General features: G+C 70.9%; 15 protein-coding genes. 6 read left to right on the top strand and 9 right to left on the bottom strand.

Annotation, left to right across the window (positions count from 1 at the left end):
• Nucleotides 1-53: 53 nt before the first annotated feature.
• Genes SCMU_RS15860 through ptsP form a run of 3 tightly spaced genes read right to left on the bottom strand, consistent with a single transcriptional unit; the run spans nucleotide 54 to nucleotide 2,918 of the window.
• A complete protein-coding gene (locus tag SCMU_RS15860; RefSeq protein WP_274602880.1) occupies nucleotides 54-878 on the bottom strand; it encodes an HAD-IIB family hydrolase in 825 nt (274 codons plus the stop codon).
• A gap of 8 nt (nucleotides 879-886) precedes the next feature.
• The gene (locus SCMU_RS15855) at nucleotides 887-1,162 is read right to left on the bottom strand and encodes an HPr family phosphocarrier protein (RefSeq protein WP_229230068.1); all 276 of its coding nucleotides are present in this window, start codon (nucleotides 1,160-1,162) and stop codon (nucleotides 887-889) included.
• Between the two features lie 46 nt (nucleotides 1,163-1,208).
• A complete protein-coding gene (gene ptsP, locus SCMU_RS15850; protein WP_229230067.1) occupies nucleotides 1,209-2,918 on the bottom strand; it encodes a phosphoenolpyruvate--protein phosphotransferase in 1,710 nt (569 codons plus the stop codon).
• A gap of 184 nt (nucleotides 2,919-3,102) precedes the next feature.
• On the opposite strand from ptsP, the gene SCMU_RS15845 reads away from it, so the two are divergent.
• From SCMU_RS15845 to SCMU_RS15835, 3 genes are read left to right on the top strand one after another with little or no spacing between them, the layout of a single operon-like run.
• Entirely contained in the window at nucleotides 3,103-3,963 is an 861-nt protein-coding gene (locus SCMU_RS15845) for a TetR/AcrR family transcriptional regulator (protein WP_229230066.1), read from the top strand.
• 51 nt (nucleotides 3,964-4,014) lie between these two features.
• Entirely contained in the window at nucleotides 4,015-6,036 is a 2,022-nt protein-coding gene (locus SCMU_RS15840; RefSeq protein ID WP_229230065.1) for a PTS mannitol transporter subunit IICBA, read from the top strand.
• Entirely contained in the window at nucleotides 6,033-7,244 is a 1,212-nt protein-coding gene (locus SCMU_RS15835; RefSeq protein WP_229230064.1) for a mannitol-1-phosphate 5-dehydrogenase, read from the top strand. Before SCMU_RS15840 ends, SCMU_RS15835 begins: the two co-directional genes overlap by 4 nt.
• A 184-nt stretch (nucleotides 7,245-7,428) precedes the next feature.
• On the opposite strand, the gene SCMU_RS15830 is transcribed toward SCMU_RS15835, so the two are convergent.
• The 6 genes from SCMU_RS15830 to SCMU_RS15805 all read right to left on the bottom strand — a co-directional run bounded on the left by SCMU_RS15830 (nucleotide 7,429) and on the right by SCMU_RS15805 (nucleotide 14,107).
• Nucleotides 7,429-8,571, bottom strand: a complete 1,143-nt coding sequence (locus SCMU_RS15830) for a PQQ-dependent sugar dehydrogenase (RefSeq protein WP_229230063.1) — start codon at nucleotides 8,569-8,571, stop codon at nucleotides 7,429-7,431.
• Between the two features lie 138 nt (nucleotides 8,572-8,709).
• Nucleotides 8,710-9,534 (bottom strand): DUF427 domain-containing protein, encoded by an 825-nt coding sequence (locus SCMU_RS15825; RefSeq protein WP_229230062.1) that lies wholly within the window; start codon nucleotides 9,532-9,534, stop codon nucleotides 8,710-8,712.
• A 113-nt stretch (nucleotides 9,535-9,647) separates the two neighbouring features.
• Nucleotides 9,648-11,351, bottom strand: coding sequence for a phospholipase C (locus SCMU_RS15820; RefSeq protein ID WP_229230061.1), 1,704 nt, complete (start codon nucleotides 11,349-11,351; stop codon nucleotides 9,648-9,650).
• A gap of 141 nt (nucleotides 11,352-11,492) precedes the next feature.
• Entirely contained in the window at nucleotides 11,493-12,125 is a 633-nt protein-coding gene (locus SCMU_RS15815) for a TetR/AcrR family transcriptional regulator (protein WP_229230060.1), read from the bottom strand.
• Nucleotides 12,126-12,135: 10 nt separating this feature from the next.
• Entirely contained in the window at nucleotides 12,136-13,494 is a 1,359-nt protein-coding gene (gene paaK / locus SCMU_RS15810; RefSeq protein ID WP_443020338.1) for a phenylacetate--CoA ligase PaaK, read from the bottom strand.
• A gap of 151 nt (nucleotides 13,495-13,645) precedes the next feature.
• A complete protein-coding gene (locus tag SCMU_RS15805) occupies nucleotides 13,646-14,107 on the bottom strand; it encodes a hotdog fold thioesterase (RefSeq protein ID WP_229230059.1) in 462 nt (153 codons plus the stop codon).
• 156 nt (nucleotides 14,108-14,263) lie between these two features.
• Between SCMU_RS15805 and pta the strand changes: the two genes are divergently transcribed.
• The 3 genes from pta (at nucleotide 14,264) to SCMU_RS15790 (ending at nucleotide 19,167) form a co-directional block, all read left to right on the top strand.
• Nucleotides 14,264-16,366, top strand: coding sequence for a phosphate acetyltransferase (pta, locus tag SCMU_RS15800; protein WP_229230058.1), 2,103 nt, complete (start codon nucleotides 14,264-14,266; stop codon nucleotides 16,364-16,366).
• 9 nt (nucleotides 16,367-16,375) lie between these two features.
• Nucleotides 16,376-17,560 (top strand): acetate kinase, encoded by a 1,185-nt coding sequence (locus SCMU_RS15795; protein ID WP_229230057.1) that lies wholly within the window; start codon nucleotides 16,376-16,378, stop codon nucleotides 17,558-17,560.
• Nucleotides 17,561-17,676: 116 nt separating this feature from the next.
• A complete protein-coding gene (locus SCMU_RS15790; protein WP_229230056.1) occupies nucleotides 17,677-19,167 on the top strand; it encodes an amino acid permease in 1,491 nt (496 codons plus the stop codon).
• Nucleotides 19,168-19,183: the final 16 nt, after the last annotated feature.

The following is a 19,183-nucleotide window of genomic DNA, read 5'->3' as shown; positions in this document are numbered from 1 at the left end:
CGATCCAGCCTGCGGCGCCACCCTATCAACGGGGGCCCACGGTCAACGCATGCTCAGGCCAGCCCAAGCGCGGCGAACGCGGCGACGAGGCCTTCCTCCCGCGGGCCCGCGGCGGTCGCGTCCGCGACGGCGAGGAGTTCCGGGGCCGAGCCCTCGATCGCGACGCCGATCCCGGCGAACGCGATCATCTCGAGGTCGTTGGCGCCGTCGCCCACCGCGACCGTGTCCTCGCGGGCAATGCCGAGATGCTCCATGACGGCCGCGAGGCCGTCCGCCTTGCTGATCCCGCGCTGGAACACCTCTCCGGCGTTGCGGCCCTCTTGGGCGATGGAGTTCTCGACGACGTCGACCGCGCCGCCGATCTCCTCCGCGATGCCCTTCACGGGGATCGCGGAGTCGAAGACCGAGACCTTCGCGAAGCCGGCCGCGGGAGGATCGGCGCGCAGCGAATCGAGGATGGCGGAGGAGCCCGTCGCGCGGCCGCCGGGGGCGTGCCGGAAGTGCTCGCGGAGGATGTCGCGCAGTCGCGCCTCCGCGGTCGGCGGTACGTACAGAGACTCCTTGGCCTCGAGCACATAGACCGCGCGGTGCCGGTCGAGGACCTCGACCGTCCTGACGGCGAGCCGGTCGGGGAACCGCCGGTCGACGAGCACCGTTCCGTCCACCTCGACATAGGCCCCCGCGCTGGCCACAAGCCCATCGAAGCCCGCGCCGAGAATGCTCTCGGGCAGCATCGACACAGGGCGGCCGGTGCACAGCAGCACGCGGTGGCCCCGCTCGCGGGCGGCGCGGACGGCCCGCACGTGGCCCTCGGGGACGATCCCGTGGTCCGCGTACGTGCCGTCCACATCGAGGAAGATGGCGTGCGCCCTGTCCACGGGGTGCACTATGCGTCGTGGTCGGTTTCGAGGACGGTGACGAGCCTGTCGAGGGCCTCTTCGGCGCCGGGGCCTTCGGCGCGGAGGATGACCTGCTGGCCGTATTCGGCGCCGAGGCTCATGAGGGAGAGGATGCTGGAGGCGTCCATGGCCTCGTCCGCGGGTTCTCCGGCCTTCGCGATCGTGACCTCGAGGCCGGCCTCGCCGGCGGCCTCGGCGAAGATCGCGGCCGGGCGGGCGTGCAGGCCCACGCGTGAGCCGATCGTAGCGGTGCGTTCTGCCATGTGGTGCTCCTTGGTGTTCGGCGGTCCGGTGTTGGTGGGGTTGATGCTAGAGGCCGAGCGTGCCGAGGGCCGGCAGGGCCGCACGGACCCTGTCGCGGGCCTCCTCCGCGGTGGGCTCGGCGAGGGCCTGAGCTGCAAGGGCTTTGGCCTGGTCGAGGGTGACGGTCTTCAGGACGGCGTTGACCGCAGCGAGGGACCGGGAGGTCATGGACAGGCTCGTGACGCCGAGCCCGGCGAGCACGACGGCCAGGGCGGGATCGGCGGCGGACTCGCCGCAGACGCCTACGGGCTTGGGGGTCCCGGTGGCTGCCTCGGCCGCCGCGGCGCCGTCGCACGTGGCCTTGATCAGCGCGAGGACGGCTGGCTGCCACGGGTTGTTCAGGTGCGCGAGGGGGCCGAGCATGCGGTCAGCAGCCATCGCGTACTGCGTGAGGTCGTTGGTGCCGAGGGAAGCGAACGCGGCCCGGCGCAGGAGGTGGGCGGAGGAGAGGGCCGCGGAGGGGACCTCGACCATGACCCCGGCCGTGGCCAGACCGGCCTGGGCGGCCAGGTCCACGAAGTGGTCGGCTTCCTCGGCCGTGGCGATCATGGGGGCCATGACCCACACGTCGGCCTCGTGGGCCGCGGCCGCGGCGGCGATGGCGGCGAGCTGGCGGGCCAGCACGCCCGGGGAGGTCCAATCGGTGCGGTAGCCGCGCACGCCCAGGGCGGGGTTGGGCTCGTCGGTGTTGGTGAGGAAGGGCAGCGGCTTGTCGGCGCCGGCGTCGAGCGTGCGGATGACGACCTTCTTCCCGGCGAAGTGCTCGAACACGGCACCGTAGGCAGCGACCTGTTCCTCGTGGGTGGGCTCGGTGTCGCGGTCCAAGAAGGCGAACTCGGTGCGCAGCAGGCCCACGCCCTCGGCACCGGCCGCGGCCGCCGCGGCGGCGTCCCTCCCGGTGGCGACGTTGGCCAGCAGGGGGAGCACATGCCCGTCGGCGAGCACATTCGTGCCCGTGAACTGGGCCAGGGCCGCGGCCTGCTCGGTCCACGCCGCGGCGGCGTCCGACTCGGCCCGGCCGGGGTCGGTCGCGACGGTGCCAGCCCCGCCGTCCACGAAGACGGCCGTGCCGTCCGCGAGGCGGTCCACTCCGGCCGCGGCGACCACTGCGGGCAGGCCCAGGGCGCGGGCAAGGATCGCGGTGTGCGACTGGGGCCCGCCGCCTGAGGTGATCAGCGCGATGACCTTGGCCGGGTCCAGCGTCGCGGTGTCGGCCGGGGCCAGGTCTTCGGCAGCGAGCACGAACGGCTCGTCCGACTCTGGGATCCCCGGTGCCGGAAGGCCCCGGAGCTCGGCCACGATCCGGGAGCGCACGTCCAGGACGTCCGCGGCGCGCTCGGCCATGTACCCGCCGAGGGACTTCAGCTTCTCCGCCACCGCTGCCCCGGACTCCCACACGGCCCGCTCCGCCGTCCGCGCCACGCCGTCCTGGGACGGGGCCAGCAGCTTCACCGCGCCCTTGACCAGCATCGGATCCGCCGCCATCAGCGCCGTCGCCTCCAGCACGCCCCTGGCATCCCCCGAGGCCATCGCGGCACGCTCCTTCAGCGCCGTCTGGACCGACGTGGACGCGGCCCTGATCCGCTCCGCCTCGAGCTCGACCGCGGTGCCCCCAGGACGAGCCCCGGCCGGCGGCTCCGCGACCGGCGCCGGCATCTGCCGCACCCGCCCCACCACACGCCCCGGAGTGACGCCGACACCGTGAAACTGCTCCATGAAAGGTCCTTCCGGGGGAGGCCGTGCCAACGGCCGAGAATGTGATTTTCGCTACCATAGCCCCTATAGCAGTGCTATAGCTAGCCGGGCCCCGTGGGCCATTCCCTGTGACTCAAGCCACAGGCGGGTCTTGTATAGCGTTGCTATATCGGTTAGCGTAGCGGCCATGCGTGACGATGCGGCGATGCGAGCGGAAGGCGCGGTGGCGAGCGCGCCGCCGCAGCCCGCCGTCGTGCGTTCCCCCAAGGATCGCCTCATCGAGGCGGCGATGGAGCTTGTGGCAGGATCCGGCGGGCAACCCGTCTCGACCCGCCAGATCACGGAGAAGGCGGGCGTCACCGCGCCCACCCTGTACCACCACTTCGGGGACAAGGACGGGCTCATGGAGGCCGTCGTCGCGCGCGGCTTCGAGGAGTTCCTCGAGAGCGAGGGCACCATGGCGCGCTCGGACATCCCCGTCGAGGACGTCAAGCGGCTCTGGGATGTCCACGTCCGGTTCGGCGTCACCCACGCCCAGCTGTACATGCTCATGTTCGGCAACACCGGCACGAGCCGGCGGTCCGCCGTCGTGATCGAAGCCGAGCGCCTCCTCGAGAGCGAGCTCAGCCGGCTCGCCGCCGCGGGCCAGCTCGCGGTGCGCCCCGTCGAGGCTGCGCGGGCGGTCCTCGCCTCGAACATCGGGGTCACCCTCATGCTCATCGCGGACGCCACCGAAGGCGCCCCCGCTGGTGACCACCCCGAAGGGGGCCTCTCCCCGGACGCGCTCGTCGCATCCGCCCTGTCCACCCAGACGCGGGACGCCGTGCTCCGTTCCGTGCTCACGGACCCCAGCATCGTCGATGCACCCTACGCCGGGGCGCCAGCGGCAGAAGGAGGGCAGCCGAGCTATGTCGCCGCTGCCATTGCCCTCAACGCCACGCTCCAGTCCTCGCACCCGGACCAGCTGTCCGGCACCGAGATGAAGCTCTTCCTCGAATGGCTCCACCGGCTCTCGAGCGCGCCCTCGGCGCCCCAGAGCCCGGCGAGGCCGCCGAGCGCGGGCTGATCCCCAACCCAGCAGCCCTGCGCTGCGTCCTGAGCGAAAGCAGGATCCACCATGTCGACCACAGCAGCGCCGTCGCGCATGCACACGGCCCGGGCCGGGGTGCAGAAGTTCGGCACGTTCCTCTCAGGCATGATCATGCCGAACATCGGCGCATTCATCGCCTGGGGCCTCATCACCGCCCTCTTCATCGAGAAGGGCTGGCTCCCCGTCGGCGCCCTCGGCGGCTTCGGCAACGGGCCGGACGGCAAGCCCTACGTGGGCCTCGTCGGGCCCATGATCACCTATCTCCTCCCGCTGCTCATCGCGTACACGGGCGGCAAGGCCGTCTACGACGTGCGCGGCGGCGTGGTCGGCGCCATCGGCACCATGGGCGTCATCCTCGGTGCGGGCATCCCGATGTTCATCGGCGCCATGATCATGGGCCCGCTGGGCGGCTGGACCATGAAGAAGATCGACGCGATCTGGGACGGGAAGATCAAGCCCGGCTTCGAGATGCTCGTCAACAACTTTTCCGCCGGCATCTGGGGCGCCATCCTGGCGCTCTTCGGGTTCTACGCGATCAGCCCCGTCGTGACGTGGTTCACGGAGCAAGCGGGCAACGTGGTCCAGTTCCTCGTCAACAACGGACTCCTCCCACTCACCTCGATCTTCATCGAGCCCGCGAAGGTCCTCTTCCTCAACAACGCCATCAACCATGGCGTCCTCACCCCGCTCGGCACGCAGCAGTCGCTCGAGCAGGGCAAGTCGATCCTGTTCCTGCTCGAGGCCAACCCCGGCCCCGGCCTGGGGATCCTGCTCGCCTACATGTTCTTCGGACGCGGCGCGGCCAAGGCCTCGGCCCCCGGTGCGGCGCTCATCCACTTCATCGGCGGCATCCACGAGATCTACTTCCCGTACGTGCTCATGCGCCCGATCCTCATCCTCGCCACCATGGCCGGCGGCATGACCGGCATCGCGACCCTCGCCGTCACCCACTCCGGCCTCGTCGCCCCGGCGGCCCCGGGCTCGATCATCGCGGTGCTGGCCCAGACCGCGAAGGACAGCTATTTCGGCGTGATCCTGTCGGTCATCCTTGCGTGCGCGGTCTCGTTCGTCATCGCCTCGATCATCCTGCGCGCGTCCAAGGACAGGGGCGAGGGGGACCTCGCCGCCGCGACCGCGCAGATGGAGGGCATGAAGGGCAAGAAGTCCATGGCCTCGAGCGTCCTCGGCGCCGGTGCCGCGGGCGGTGCAGGCGTGGCCCTCGCGACCGACATCAAGAACATCGTCTTCGCGTGCGACGCCGGCATGGGCTCCTCCGCGATGGGCGCCTCTGTGCTCCGCAACAAGATCAAGGCCGCCGGCCACAAGGACGTCACGGTGGTCAACAAGGCCATCTCGGCCCTGACCGACACCTACGACATGGTGGTGGTCCACCAGGACCTCGCCCTGCGGGCCGAGGAGAAGACACCGAGCGCGCAGATCGTCACGGTGGACAACTTCATGGGCAGCCCCAAGTACGACGAGATCGTCGCGCTCCTGGACGAGCAGGCCGCGACCGAACCCACCCCGTTCGAGGGGGTCCCCGCCAAGGCCGAGCCCGCTTCCGAAGTCGAGGCCGCGGCGTCGCACGTCCCCGTCCCGCACGTGCACGAGGAGACCAAGGATGTGCTGCGGCGCGAATCCATCCTCCTCGGCACCACCGCCCCGGACATGGGCGGCGCGATCGATGAGGCGGGCCGCCTTCTGAAGGAGGCCGGCGCCGTCGACGACGCGTACATCGCCTCGATGCACGAGCGCGAGACGTCCGTCTCGACCTACATGGGCAACTTCCTCGCGATCCCGCACGGCACGAACGAGGCGAAGGACCACATCCAGGCCTCTGCGGTGACGTTCATCCGCTACGACGCGCCCGTGGACTGGAACGGCAAGCCCGTGAAGTTCGTGGTCGGGATCGCCGGCAAGGGCAAGGAGCACCTCGGCATCCTCGCCAAGATCGCCAAGGTCTTCGGCGACAAGGAGCAGGTGGCGCGCCTCGAGTCCGCCGCGACGGTCGACGAGGTGCTCGACATCCTCGGGAAGGTCAACGCGTGAGCGCCGCACCCCAGGAGGCTGGGCAGGGAGGCGCCGGGCAGCGGACCGCCGTCCACTTCGGCGCAGGGAACATCGGGCGCGGGTTCGTCGGCCTGCTCCTGCACGACGCCGGGTACCGCCTCGTGTTCGCGGACGTCGCCGCGCCGCTCATCGACGCGATCAACGCCACCTCCTCGTACACCGTGCACGAGGTGGGGGAGGGCGGCGTCGACCATCTCGTGGACGGGTACGTGGGCGTCAACTCGGCCACGGACGAGGCCGAGCTCGTCGAACGGATCGCCGCCGCGGACGTGGTGACGACCGCCGTCGGGCCCAACATCCTCAAGTTCGTGGCGCCGGTCATCGCGCGCGGGATCGCCGCGCGCCCGGCCGGCGCCGGCCCGCTCGCAGTCATGGCGTGCGAGAACGCGATCAACGCCACGGACATCCTCGAGGAGCAGGTCCGCGCCGCAGCGAAGGGGGAGGGGCTCGACGACGCCGACGTGGACGCCCGCGCCGTGTTCGCCAACACCGCCGTGGACCGGATCGTGCCCGGGCAGGACCCTGGTGCGGGCCTCGACGTGCGGGTCGAACCGTACTTCGAGTGGGCGATCGAGCAGGAGCCCTTCGGGGACGACGTCCCGGACATCCCCGGCGTGACGTGGGTGGACTCGCTCGGGCCGTACATCGAGCGCAAGCTCTTCACGGTCAACACGGGCCACGCGTCCGCCGCCTACTTCGGGCGGCTGGCGGGGGCGGAGAAGATCTCGGACGCGCTCGCCATTCCCGAGGTCCGCGCCAAGGTCGAGGCAGTCCTAGCCGAGACCAAGGCGCTGCTTGTGGCCAAGTACGGCTTCGCGCCGGAGCAGCAGCAGGCGTACGTGGAGAAGATCCTCGGGCGCTTCGCGAACCCGGAGCTGCCCGACACGGTGGAGCGCGTGGGCCGCGCGCCGCTGCGCAAGCTGTCGCGGCACGAGCGGTTCGTGGGACCCGCCGCCGAGCTGGCCGAGCGCGGGCTGCCCGCGGATGCGCTGCTCACGGCCATGCGCGCGGCGCTTGCCTTCGACGCGCCCGACGACGACGAGGCCGCCCGCCTCCAGGCCATCCTGGGCGGGGACGCGTCCGACGAGGCCGTCGCGGAGGAGCTCACAGGGCTGGGCCCGGACCACCCGCTGCACGACGCGGTCGCGGCCCTCGTGAAGGAGGCGCGGGCGGCCCAGCCGGACTGACCCTCCGACGTTGGGGGGTCACTTCCGGGCTGAGGGGTCACTTCCCCCTGGTCCATGTCCTGACATTGGCCAGTGGGAAGTGACCCGTCATGGGGGAAGTGACCCTTCAGCGGGGGGCGCCGCCTGCGGGGCGCACCATGGTGCGCGAAGGTTCTTCGAACCTTCGCGTCAGCAGGGTGGGTGATCAGATCGTCACGGCGAGGATGCGGGACTGCGTCCCCTCATTCGTCGCGAGCCACAGTTCGCGCTTGCCCGGCACCTGCACCACGTCCCGCAGGCGTCCGTACTGCCCGCGGAAGAACTCCGCGGCGCCCGGCAGGGTCCCGCCAGCCGGCACGGGCTTGCCGGGCGCGGGCAGGGGGATCCGCCACAGCCGCTCGCCGCGCAGGCACGCGACGTACGCGACGTCGTCGACGATCGCGAGGGCGCTCGGAGACGCGTCCGCCGTCGACGGCCAGACATGCACGGCCGGGACGCTGCCGTTGGCGCTCCGTGCCCCCGTGACGTCCGGCCAGCCGTACTGCGACCCGGGCATGAGGAGGTTGAGCTCGTCGTCGCGGTCCGGTCCAAGCTCGCTCGCCCACAGGCGCCCGCCCGAATCCCACGCGAGGCCCTGCACATTGCGGTGCCCGTACGTGTACACCCGGGTGCCGAACGGGTTCCCGGGCGCGGGCGCGCCGTCGAGCCCCACGCGCAGCACCTTGCCCGACAGGCTTCCGCGGTCCTGGGCGGCGGCCTGCCGGGTCGCGTCCCCCGTGCCGATGTACAGCAGCCCATCCGGCCCGACCTTGATCCGGCCGCCGTTGTGGATCGCCGCGGCCGGGATCCCGTCCACGAGCACGCGTTCGCCGCCGAGGGCCCGCCCGTCCCAGTGCAGCGCGGCCACCCGGTTCCCGCCCGCGCCGGTGTAGTACGCGAACAGCATGCCGTCCTCGGCGAACCTCGGTGACGGCGCGAGGCCCAGGAGCCCGCCCTCGCTCGTGTCGGTCCGCACGGCGATCCGCGCCACCTCGCGCGGGGCTCCGCCGGCGGAGGGGATCTCGAGGATCCGCCCGGTGCCCCGCTCCGATATGAGCGCGGTGCCGTCCGGCAGGAACGCGATGGACCATGGTGTGTCGAGCCCGTCGGCAACCGTGCCGGTGACGCGCGGCCCCTGCGCCGGCCCGGGCCCCAGCGACGGGCCGGCACTCGCCGGCGCACTGGTCGCGTCGCGCGGGGCGGACGACGCCGTGCACCCGCCGAGCGCCGCGGCCGCGCCCGCCGTCGTGCTCACCCAGAGGAGGGCGAGCGAGCCGCGGAGGACCACGCGGCGCGGAACGGAGGGCATACTCTCACATGCCTCGCTGGAAATGGGCAGTGAAAAACCTGCATCGCGCCGTTGAGATGCAGGTCACCTTTCGACTATAGGTCGGCCGCCGGGATAAGCCAAGGCGGGTGGCAACACGTTGCCGTCCTCGTCCGCGGGCTACGCCCAAGCCGTCCGCGGGCGCGCCACCGGAACGCCGTCCGCGAAGGTGTCGACGCGCTCGTCGAAGAACGCGATCAGCCCGTGGATCTGGGCCATCTCGGGGAAGGTGGTTTCGGGGGGTCCGTAGCTCCACGCGACGGGCCGTCCGTCGCCGAGGCCCGGCGCCGCCCAGTACACGGCCACTCCCTTGTACGGGCAGATCGTCCGCAGGGGGTCCGGCGCGAGGCGCTCCCAGTGCACGTCCGCTGGCCGGAAGTACGTGCGCGGCGGCAGGCGCCCCTCGAAGAGCCGCACCGTCTCGGACGACTCGGCGAGCACCACCCCGCCCAGCTCCACGCGCATGCGCGCGCCGGTGGCGCGCATGTCGATCCGGCTGAAGGGGTCCCGCGGGTGCCCGATGATCTGCTCGTCCTCCTCGGACCATGAGAACGCGTCGGTGTCGAACGCGATGTAGCCCGCCAGGTCCGGGTCGGCAAGCCGGAATGCGGCGTCGCTCACGCGCGTCTCGCCGCCCGCGCCGCCCACAACGACAGTGAGCCGCTCGCCGTCGGCCGTGTGGGGCGAGAAGGGGTACGGCGAGCTCGGCGGATCCGCCGGGGGGCGGGGCGGCTCGTCGGCGCCGAGGGGCTCGAGGCGGGCGGCGACGTCGCCCTCGGGCACCGCGTGGACGGGCAGGTATCGCTCGGGCTCCCAGAGCACGACGGCGCGGCGCGAGTCGAGCACGGTGGCCTCGCCGAGCCGGGCGCGCAGCCGCTTGGGGGTGGGTTCGTAGCGGAGCTGCGGGACGAGGCGCCTGAGTTCGTGGGAGATCCTGACTGCCATGAGGCCAGCGTGGCCCCGGGAGCGGCCGATGGCAATGGCCCCCGGAGCGAACGCGCGCCGGGGGCCATGTCAGCCGGGGGCCAGGCCAGCCGGGTGGCCGGCGCCTCAGCGGGTCAGCGGCACGATCCGCCCTGGCCCAGGTGGGCGCCGTTGTTGCCGGTGCAGTACGCGGCCTGGACCACCTGGCCGCTGGCCGGGTCGAGGATCAGGCCGTCGCGGCGCGGTTGGGCGTTGAAATTGAACATGTTCCCGAGCGATCCGGCGATCGCGTCGAACGAGCCGTCGCCGAGCCTGCCGAGGCCCCAGTTGTCCTCGATGAAGCGCAGGATCGAGGACTGCTGCGTCACCGTGTGGTCCACGAAGTTGGCCTTCGCGTAGGGGGAGACCACGAGGAGCGGCTGGCGGGGGCCGGGGCCGCAACGGTCCGCGTAGCCGCCGAGGATCGGCGCGCCGGCGGCCGCAGCGTCACGGCACCACGCGGCGTCGTTCGTGGAGTCGTTGGACGCGTTGAGCACCTTCGTGGCGACGTGGTCGTACCAGCCGTCGGAGTCGTCGTAGGCCAGGACGATCGCCGTGGAGTCCCAGTTCTTGGACTTCTGGATCGCGTTGACCTCGTTGACGATGAAGGCCTGCTCGTCGATCGGGTCCGAGTAGGAGGCGTGGCCGTCCTGGTAGTTGGGCGCCTTGAGGAAGGACACGGCCGGCATGTTGTCCGTGTTCACGACCTTGTCGAAGGAGGTGAGGTCGTACTGGTGGTTCGCCTGGCCGCTGTGGCCGATCTCGGCGTCGTTTGCCGGGGGAAGGTGCTTGGGGTTCGCAGTCGAGGCGTAGTACTGGAACGGCTCGTGGTGCGGGTTGTAGTCCGTCGAGGAGACGCCGGCGACGTTGGTGTGCGTCGTCGTGCACTGGGCGTAGTCGGTGCCCTTGATGTTCTTGGTGTCCTGCGGGGTGAAGCCGCCCTGGAACCAGCCCCACGAGACGCCCTTGGTGTTGAGGAGGTCGCCGACGTTCTTGCCGCTCATCGCCGCGAGGGCGTAGTTCTTGGCGTGGCTGCTGTCGGAGCAGTCGTCGTACGCCGGGTCAGGATCGCCCGTGACGGTGCCGACACCGGCCGCATCCGCAGACTTGACCGTGTACGCGTCAGGTGTGGCGGTCTGCTTGCCCGTGAACGGGTCGACGCTCGTCACGCCGTGCGTCTGGCCGGCCACGAGGTTGAGCGCGCCCGGCGTGGACGGGCCGAACGTGTCGGAGAAGCTGTTGTCGCTCATCGCGAAGTGCTGGGCGTAGTTCCACAGGCCCGTGACGGTGTTGCCGTCGTAGTAGTCCATCGTCAGGCCCGGCGCCCGGTACCGCGGGTCGCCCGCCGCGCCGCACGCGTCGGTGCTGGTGTTCTCGACGAACTTGTCCATGAGCCCGCCGTTGTATGCCTTCTGCTCGGCGGTGTACTCGTGGTTCTGGTCGCACGTCACGGCCTGGCTGGGCGTGAGCCGCGCAGGCTGGGAGGCGTTGGGGTTGTTCGGCGCGAGCAGGCCGGCGTTCTGCAGCGTGTTGATGTTCTTTGGCGTGGTGGGCGCCGCGGCGAAGGCCGACGCCGCCGCGCCGGTGCCCTGGATCTTCTCGCCGGGGGTGTTGGCCGCGTTCGGGTACGTGGCGAAGTAGTGGTCGAATGAGACGTTCTCGCCGAAGATGACAACGACGTGCTTGATGGGTGTGGCGGTGGACGACGACGCCTGCGCGGCGACGACACCTCCGGCCGTGGCGGCGGCGAGGCCCAAGGCGCTCGCCGCGGCCGCGGCACGGATGCTGAACTTCGACATCAGGTTGTGCTTTCTCGAGGCGGATGGTGACCCCGAGGGTGCGAGTGTTTCCCCGCACCGACACTATGTGGCCAAAGTCCCGGAAGTTCCCGAGTTGGCCATCAATTCAGCAAGAGTTCACTCTTGCTTCGAGGGAGCCGCTCAGCTGCGTGTGTGCAGCCCGTCGAAGAGCACGGCCACGACGTCGTCGGCGAGCTTCGCGGGAGTGAGGGAGCCCCCGGGGCGGTACCACTCGACGATCGAGTTGATCGTGCCGAACAGCAGGCGGGCCACGGTGCGCGGGTCGATGTCCGTCCGGACGGTGCCCTCCGCACGGGCCTCCGCGATGAGCTCGGCTACCTTGCGGTCGAAGCTGCGGCGGCGTTCCAGGGCCGCCCGCTCCGTTTCGGTGTTGCCGCGCAGGCGCAGCAGGAGCGTGACGAACGGGAGCCTGTCGGTGAGCACGTGGACGGTCGAGCGGACCACGAACTCGAGGCGGTGCTCGGCGGTTCCCGACTGCGAGTCGGGCGCGTCCCACACCGACTCGAGGCCGCCGAGGGCCTCCTCGAGCGCGAGCGCGAGGAGGTCCTCCTTCGACGGGACGTGGTGGTAGATCGCGGACTTCGAGATGCCGAGGTTCTCGGCGAGGATCCCCATGCTCGTCGCGTCGTACCCGTGCCGGTTGAAGACCTCGACCGCGATGTTGAGCACGGACTGCTGGTCGTATCCCGGCCGCCCGCGCCGGCCCGTGGAGGAACCGGCGCGCGCGGTGGAGGTTGCTGAGGCTGAGGGCATGGGGTCCAGCTTAGGCCTGGTCGCGCAGGTCGAAGATCCGGCGGAGCTTGCCGTTGGAGCGCTCGAGCGAGCCGGGCTCCACGACGTCGATCGTGCAGGACGAGCCGACGTTGACCTTGATCGCGTGCTTGAGGTTCGCCGCGGCGGCCTGGCGCTGCTCCGGCGTCGTGCCGTCGCGCGGCTCGATCTTCACCGTGAGCGAGTCCATCCGCTGGCCCGCGGGGCGGGTGAGGATGAGCTGGAAGTGCGGGCTCAGTTCCGGGATCCGCAGCGCGATCTCCTCGATCTGGGACGGGAACATGTTCACCCCGCGCAGGATGATCATGTCGTCGGTGCGGCCGGAGATGCGGCCCATGCGGCGGTGGCCGGGGCGCGCGGTGCCCGGGAGCAGGGAGGAGAGGTCCTTGGTGCGGTACCGGATGATCGGCAGGGCCTTCTTCGTCAGGGACGTGAAGACGAGTTCGCCGGTCTCGCCGTCGGACTTGGTCTTGGTGAGGTCGAACGGGTCCACGATCTCCGGGCGGAAGTGGTCCTCCCAGATGGTGGAGCCGTCCTGCGTCTCGACTGCCTCGCCGGCAACGCCCGGGCCCATGACCTCGGAGAGGCCGTAGATGTCGCACGCCTTGATGCCGAACATCTCCTCGAGTTCCGCCCGCATCTCGTTGGTCCACGGCTCGGCACCGAGCACGGCGTACTTGAGGGACGTCTTGCGGGGGTCGAGGCCCTTGTGGATCATCGCGTCGCCGATGGTGAGGAGGTAGGTCGGCGTGCAGCAGATCGCGTCCGGGGCGAAGTCCTCGATGAGCTGGATCTGCTTCTCGGTCTGGCCGCCGGACATCGGGATGACCGTTGCGCCGAGCTTCTCGATGCCCGAGTGCGCGCCGAGGCCGCCGGTGAAGAGGCCGTAGCCGTACGCGTTGTGGACCTTCATGCCCGGGCGGACGCCGGAGGCGCGGAAGCAGCGGGCCACGATGGTGGCCCAGTTCTCGAGGTCCTGCTTGGTGTACGCCACGACGGTGGGGCGGCCCGTGGTGCCGGAGGATGCGTGGATGCGCGTGACCTCGTTCATCGGCACGGCGAACATGCCGAACGGGTACTCCTCGCGGAGGTCCTCCTTCGTGGTGTAGGGGAACTTCGCGAGGTCGTCGAGCTCCTTGAGGTCCTCGGGGCGGACCCCGGCCTCGTCGAACTTGCGCGTGTAGTGCGGCACGCGCTCGTAGGCGTACTTGACGGTCTCCTTCAGCCGGGTCAGCTGGAGGGCCTCGATCTGGTCCCGGCTCATCGTCTCCTCGGCGTCGAGGACGGCGGGGCCGAAGGCCGAGGAATTCGAAGAGCTCGGGGTCTGGGGGGCGGAAGCGGTCTGGGTCACGGCGATGCTCACTTCGTTGGGCTGGGGCTGGGGCAGGGTGGGGTGGGACGGGCGGGGGCGGCGGAGGCGAGGTGCGCACGACGGCGAGTGGTCGCCGTCGTGCCTTGTCTGGCCTCGGCGACTTGTCCCCGGCGCGCGTCTGCCGCGCGGACTAGCGCTGGGGGATGGTCCGCGAGCGGCCGCGGAACTCCGCGACGAGCCGCCCGGGGGCCTCGGCGGTGTGCGCGGTGCCGGCGGGGGAGGCGAAGACCTGGACGTCGTAGACGCCGCTGCGGCCGGCCTGGGCGCGGCGGCCGGCGATGGCCGTGATGGTCTCGCCCTCGTGGGCCGGGGCCAGGAAGTTCACGTCCACTCCGGAGGCGACGGTGACGGTGCTGTGGTCCTCGGCGGGGCTGTGCGGGTTGCACGCGAGCGCGAAGGCGGAGTCGGCGATGGCGAACAGCATCCCGCCATGGGCGATCCCGAATCCGTTGAGCATCTCGCGGCGGAGAGTCGTGGCGACCGTGGCGGTGCCGTCGCCGAGTTCGAGGACCTTCAGGCCCATCCACTCGGTGGCGTAGTCGTCCGTGAGGATCGGGTGGGCCAGCGTGTGGGCGGGAGCAACATCGCTCATGGGGACACCTCTCGCAATTCTTTACCGAATGTTCATTAGGTAATCCCATGAGGCCCGGATGTGTCAAGGCGCACACCCTGCGCGTCCACCCTGCGGACGCCCGTGGGGGCGTGTGAGACTTGGACGGTCAGGCCGCTGGAACCCCGAGGAGCGCCCATGTCACGAGGCATCTACGTCAGCGCGACGACCCCCGGATCGGGGAAGTCGCTCGTAGCGCTCGGGGTGGCCGAGGCGCTGCACGCGCGCACCGGGAGGATCGGGTTCTTCCGACCCATCGTCACCGGCGACTCCCCGGATACCGACCCCATGGTGGCGCTCATGCGCTCCCGGTTCGCGCTGTCCCCCACCGTGTGCCGCGGCGGGCTCACCGCGCGCGAGGTGCGGCGACTCCTCGCGGCGGGCAAGCGCGAGGAGATCGACTCCCGCTGCGTCGAGGTCTACGCCGAGATCGCCGCCCTCGTGGACATCGTCATCGTGGAGGGGACGGACCTGACCGGGCAGGACTCCGCCGTGGAGTTCTCGCTCAACGCCCGCCTGGCCAACGATCTCGGCTGTCCCATCATCGCGGTGGTCAGCGGGCGCGAGCGGACGCCTGCCGAGATCGCGGACGCCGTCGATGTGGCCCGCAAGGAGCTGGCCGCCGCTCGCTGCAGCCTGCTCGCGATGATGGTCAACCGCGCGGACCCCGAGCAGATCGGCGAGATCGGCGCCGTCATGCGTCCAGGCGTCCACCACCTGCCCGTGTACATCGTCCCGGAGCTCGCCGAGATCTCGCGGCCCACCACGGGGGAGATCGGCGGGGCGCTGAGGCTGCGCCAGCTCGCGGGCACGGCGGACATGGAGCGCGAGGTGCGCGGGGTCAAGGTCGCCGCCATGAGCGTCGCGAACTTCATCGGGGCGCTCGAGGACGGCGACCTCGTGATCGTCCCCGGGGACCGGGCCGACATCATGGTCGGAGCGCTCGCCTCGACGTTCTCGCCCGAGTTCCCCGTCCCGGCGGCGATGGTCCTCACGGGCGGCCTCGCCCCGGATCCGCACGTCCTGCCGCTGCTCGCGCAGGCGCCGTTCCCCGTCTTCGCCTACGACGACGACACATACCACGCGGCGCGCGGCGTCGCCGAGGTCCGCAGCGAGATCTGGACCGGCCACCGGCGCAAGGTGGCGTCCGCCCTCGGCGCCTGGGCCAAGCACGTGGACGACGCCGAGCTCGTCGGCCGGCTCGACCTGCCCCGCCCCGAGACCATGACCCCCCTGCGGTTCCTGCACGAGCTCATCGGACGCGCGCGGACGCAGCGCAAGCGCATCGTCCTGCCCGAGGGCACCGACGTGCGCATCCTGCGCGCCGCGGACATCCTGCACCGGCGCGACGTCTGCGACCTCATGCTCCTGGGGAACGAGAGCACGGTCCGGGAGCTCGCGGCCGCGAACGGCATCGCGCTGGGCGGCATCGACATCGTGGACCCCGCGACCTCCGAGCTGCGGGAGAGGTTCGCCGAGGAGTACGCGCGGCTGCGTGCGCACCGCGGCGTGGACCTCGCCAAGGCCCTCGAGACGATGCTGGACGTCTCCTACTTCGGCACGATGATGGTCCAGCTCGGGATCGTGGACGGCATGGTCTCCGGCGCGGCCCACACGACGGCGCACACCATCCGGCCCGCGCTCGAGTTCGTCAAGACGCGGCCCGGGGTGAAGATCGTCTCCTCCGTGTTCCTCATGCTCATGGAGGACCGCGTGCTCGTGTACGGGGACTGCGCCGTCAACCCGGACCCCAGCGAGGAGCAGCTCGCGGACATCGCGCTCGCGTCCGCGGAGACGGCCGCGCAGTTCGGCGTGGACCCCCGCGTCGCGATGCTCTCCTACTCGACCGGCGGGTCCGGGTTCGGCGAATCCGTGGACAAGGTGCGGCGGGCCACCGAGCTCGTGCGCTCGCGGCGGCCGGAGCTCGCCGTCGAGGGCCCGATCCAGTACGACGCCGCCGTGGACGCCTCGATCGCGGCGACCAAGCTTCCCGGCTCGGACGTCGCGGGGCAGGCGACCGTGTTCATCTTCCCGGACCTCAACACCGGCAACAACACGTACAAGGCGGTCCAGCAGTCCGCCGGCGCGGTCGCCGTCGGGCCCGTCCTGCAGGGCCTGAACAAGCCCGTCAACGACCTGTCCCGCGGGTGCACCGTCGAGGACATCGTCAACACGGTCGCGATCACCGCCATCCAAGCGCAGCAGGCCACTGCAGCAACCGTCACTGCAGCAACCGCCTAGGAGTCACACGTGCTCGTCCTCGTCATCAACTCCGGATCCTCCTCGCTCAAGTACCAGCTGCGCGAGGTCGACGCGCACGACCGCGCGGCCTCGCCCGAGGGGGCGACGCCCGCCGAGCTCGCGGGCACCGGTGCCGTCCTCACCGAGGGCCTCGTCGAGCGCATCGGGTTCGACGGCGGCCCCGCCGACCACGCGGCCGCCCTGACGGAGGTCGACGACGCCCTCGCCGCCGTCCTCGGCGGGCGCCGAGTCGACGCGGTCGGGCATCGCGTGGTGCACGGCGGCGAGCGGTTCGCCGAGCCAGTGCTGGCCAACAACGAGATCATCAGGGCCATCGAGCGGCTCAACCCGCTCGCGCCCCTGCACAACCCCGCCAACGTCCTCGGGCTGCGGGCCATCGCCGAGAAGTGGCCGGACATCCCCCAGGTCGCAGTGTTCGACACCGCCTACCACCGCACCATCCCCGAGCACGCGTGGCGGTACGCCGTGCCCAACTGGTTCTACACACATCACGGGATCCGCCGGTACGGCTTCCACGGGACCTCGCACGAGTACGTCGCGCGGCGGGCCGCCGCCTTCTTGGACGTGCCCGCGGAGGAGTTCGACGGCGTCGTGCTCCACCTCGGCAACGGCGTGTCCGCGACCGCCGTGCAGGGCGGGAAGAGCGTGGACACGTCCATGGGGTTCACCCCGCTCGAGGGGCTCGTCATGGGCACGCGTTCCGGCGACCTCGACCCGTCCATCCTCGTGTTCCTCGCCCGGCAGGGGCACTCGGCGGACGAGATCGACGCCATCCTCAACCGCGAGTCCGGGCTCAAGGCGCTCGCCGGGTCCAATGACATGCGCACCGTTGTCGAGGCCGCCGAAGGCGGGGACCGGCGTGCCGAGGTGGCGCTCGACGTCGCGTCCTACCGGCTCGCGAAGTACATCGGCGGGTACCACGTCGCGGTCGGCGGGGCGAAGGCCATCGTGTTCACGGCCGGGATCGGGGAGAACTCGGTGCCGTTCCGGGCGCGCGTCGCTGCGCGGCTCGGCGCGCTCGGCGTGGTGCTCGACGATGCCCTCAACGCGGTCCGCTCGAAGGAGCCCCGGGTCATCTCGGCCCCCGAATCCGTGATCCCCCTGCTCGTGGTTCCCACCGACGAGGAGAGGGCGATCGCGGAGGCGACAGCCGCCGTCGTGCGCGCCGGGTGAGGCGCGCATCACGCGAGACGTGCGCCACACGGGAGATCTGAAGCACACTGACCGTGCTTACACTGATCGGCGGCCCGCGGCCGTCAGGCGTGGCCGAGTCTCCCCGAAGGACCCTTGTGAAGCAACACCACCACTCTTCCGCCCCCGCCGCCGTGTCTGCGGAGGGCTACGAGAAGGCCCTCAGCCGTCGCCACGTGCAGATGATCGCGATGGGCGGCGCGATCGGCGTCGGCCTCTTCATGGGTGCGGGAGGGCGCCTCGCCTCGACCGGCCCGGCGCTGGTGTTCTCCTACGCGATCGCGGGGGCCATCGCGTACCTGCTCATGCGGGCGCTCGGCGAGCTGGTGATGTACCGCCAGACGTCCGGCTCGTTCGTGAGCTACGCCGGGGAGATGTTCGGGCCCAAGGGCGCGTACCTTTCCGGATGGATGTACTTCGTGAACTGGGCCATGACCGGCATTGCCGAGCTGCTGGCGATCGGCCTGTACTTCCAGTACTTTTTCCCGAACGTACCGGTCGAGGCGTCGGCACTGTGCGCCCTCGCGCTGCTCGTCGCCGTCAACCTCCTCAGCGTCAAGGCATTCGGCGAGTTCGAGTTCTGGGCCTCGGTGCTCAAGGTCACCGCCATCAGCCTGTTCCTCGTCGCGGGCACCGTCATGGTCGTGATGAACACCCAGGTCGGGTCCACCCACGCCTCTCCCGCGAACCTCCTGGCGGGCGACGGAGGCATGTTCCCGCACGGCTTCTTCGTGATGATCCTCGTGCTGAACGCCGTGATCTTCGCGTACAACGCCATCGAGCTCGTGGGCATCACCGCCGGGGAGATGCAGGACCCGCAGCGCGAGGTCCCGCGGGCGATCCGCGCCGTGGTGCTGCGCATCGTCGTGTTCTACGTTGGGTCCGTCCTGCTCCTGGCGATGCTCCTGCCCTCCGACCAGTACAAGGCCGGCGTGAGCCCGTTCGTGACCGTGTTCGACCAGCTCGGCGCCGGGTGGATCGGCGACGTGATGAACCTCGTGGTCATCACCGCCGCCCTCAGCTCCTCCAACACCGGCCTGTACTCGATCGGGCGCATCTTCCGCACCATGGCGTCCAACGGACACGCGCCGCACTGGCTCACGCGCATGTCCAAGCGGCACGTCCCCTACGCGGCGATCCTCGCCATCGCCGCCGTGTACTTCGTGGGGATCCTCGTGAACATCTGGGCCGGGGGCACCCACGCGTTCGACCTCGCCCTGAACACCGCATCGATCGGCGTGATCTTCACGTGGGGCTCGATCTTCGCGTGCCAGCTCATGCTCCGGAAGAAGAGGGGCCCGGGCGCCTCGTCGCTGCCGATGCCGGGCTCGCCGTGGACCAGCTGGCTTGGGCTCGCCGCGCTGGCGGCCATCACCGTGCTCATCGCGTTCGACACCATGACCGATAAGGCCACCGGCGATGTCTACCCGATTGGCCTGTACACGATCCTGTGCGTCCCCGTCCTGGCCGTCCTGCTGTGGCTCGGATGGCTCCTCGTGAAGCGCCGCGAGGCCGCACGCGCGGCGGCGGAGGCGTCGGCGGAGGCGTCCGGGGCCCACGACGACGACCGAGTCGACGCCCGCGCCTAGCCGCGTCGACGCCCGC

The sequence above is a fragment of the Sinomonas cyclohexanicum genome (assembly GCF_020886775.1).
Lineage (GTDB): Bacteria > Actinomycetota > Actinomycetes > Actinomycetales > Micrococcaceae > Sinomonas > Sinomonas cyclohexanicum.
The sequence above is the reverse complement of the archived record's forward strand: the minus strand, read 5'-3'. Positions and strand labels throughout refer to the sequence as shown.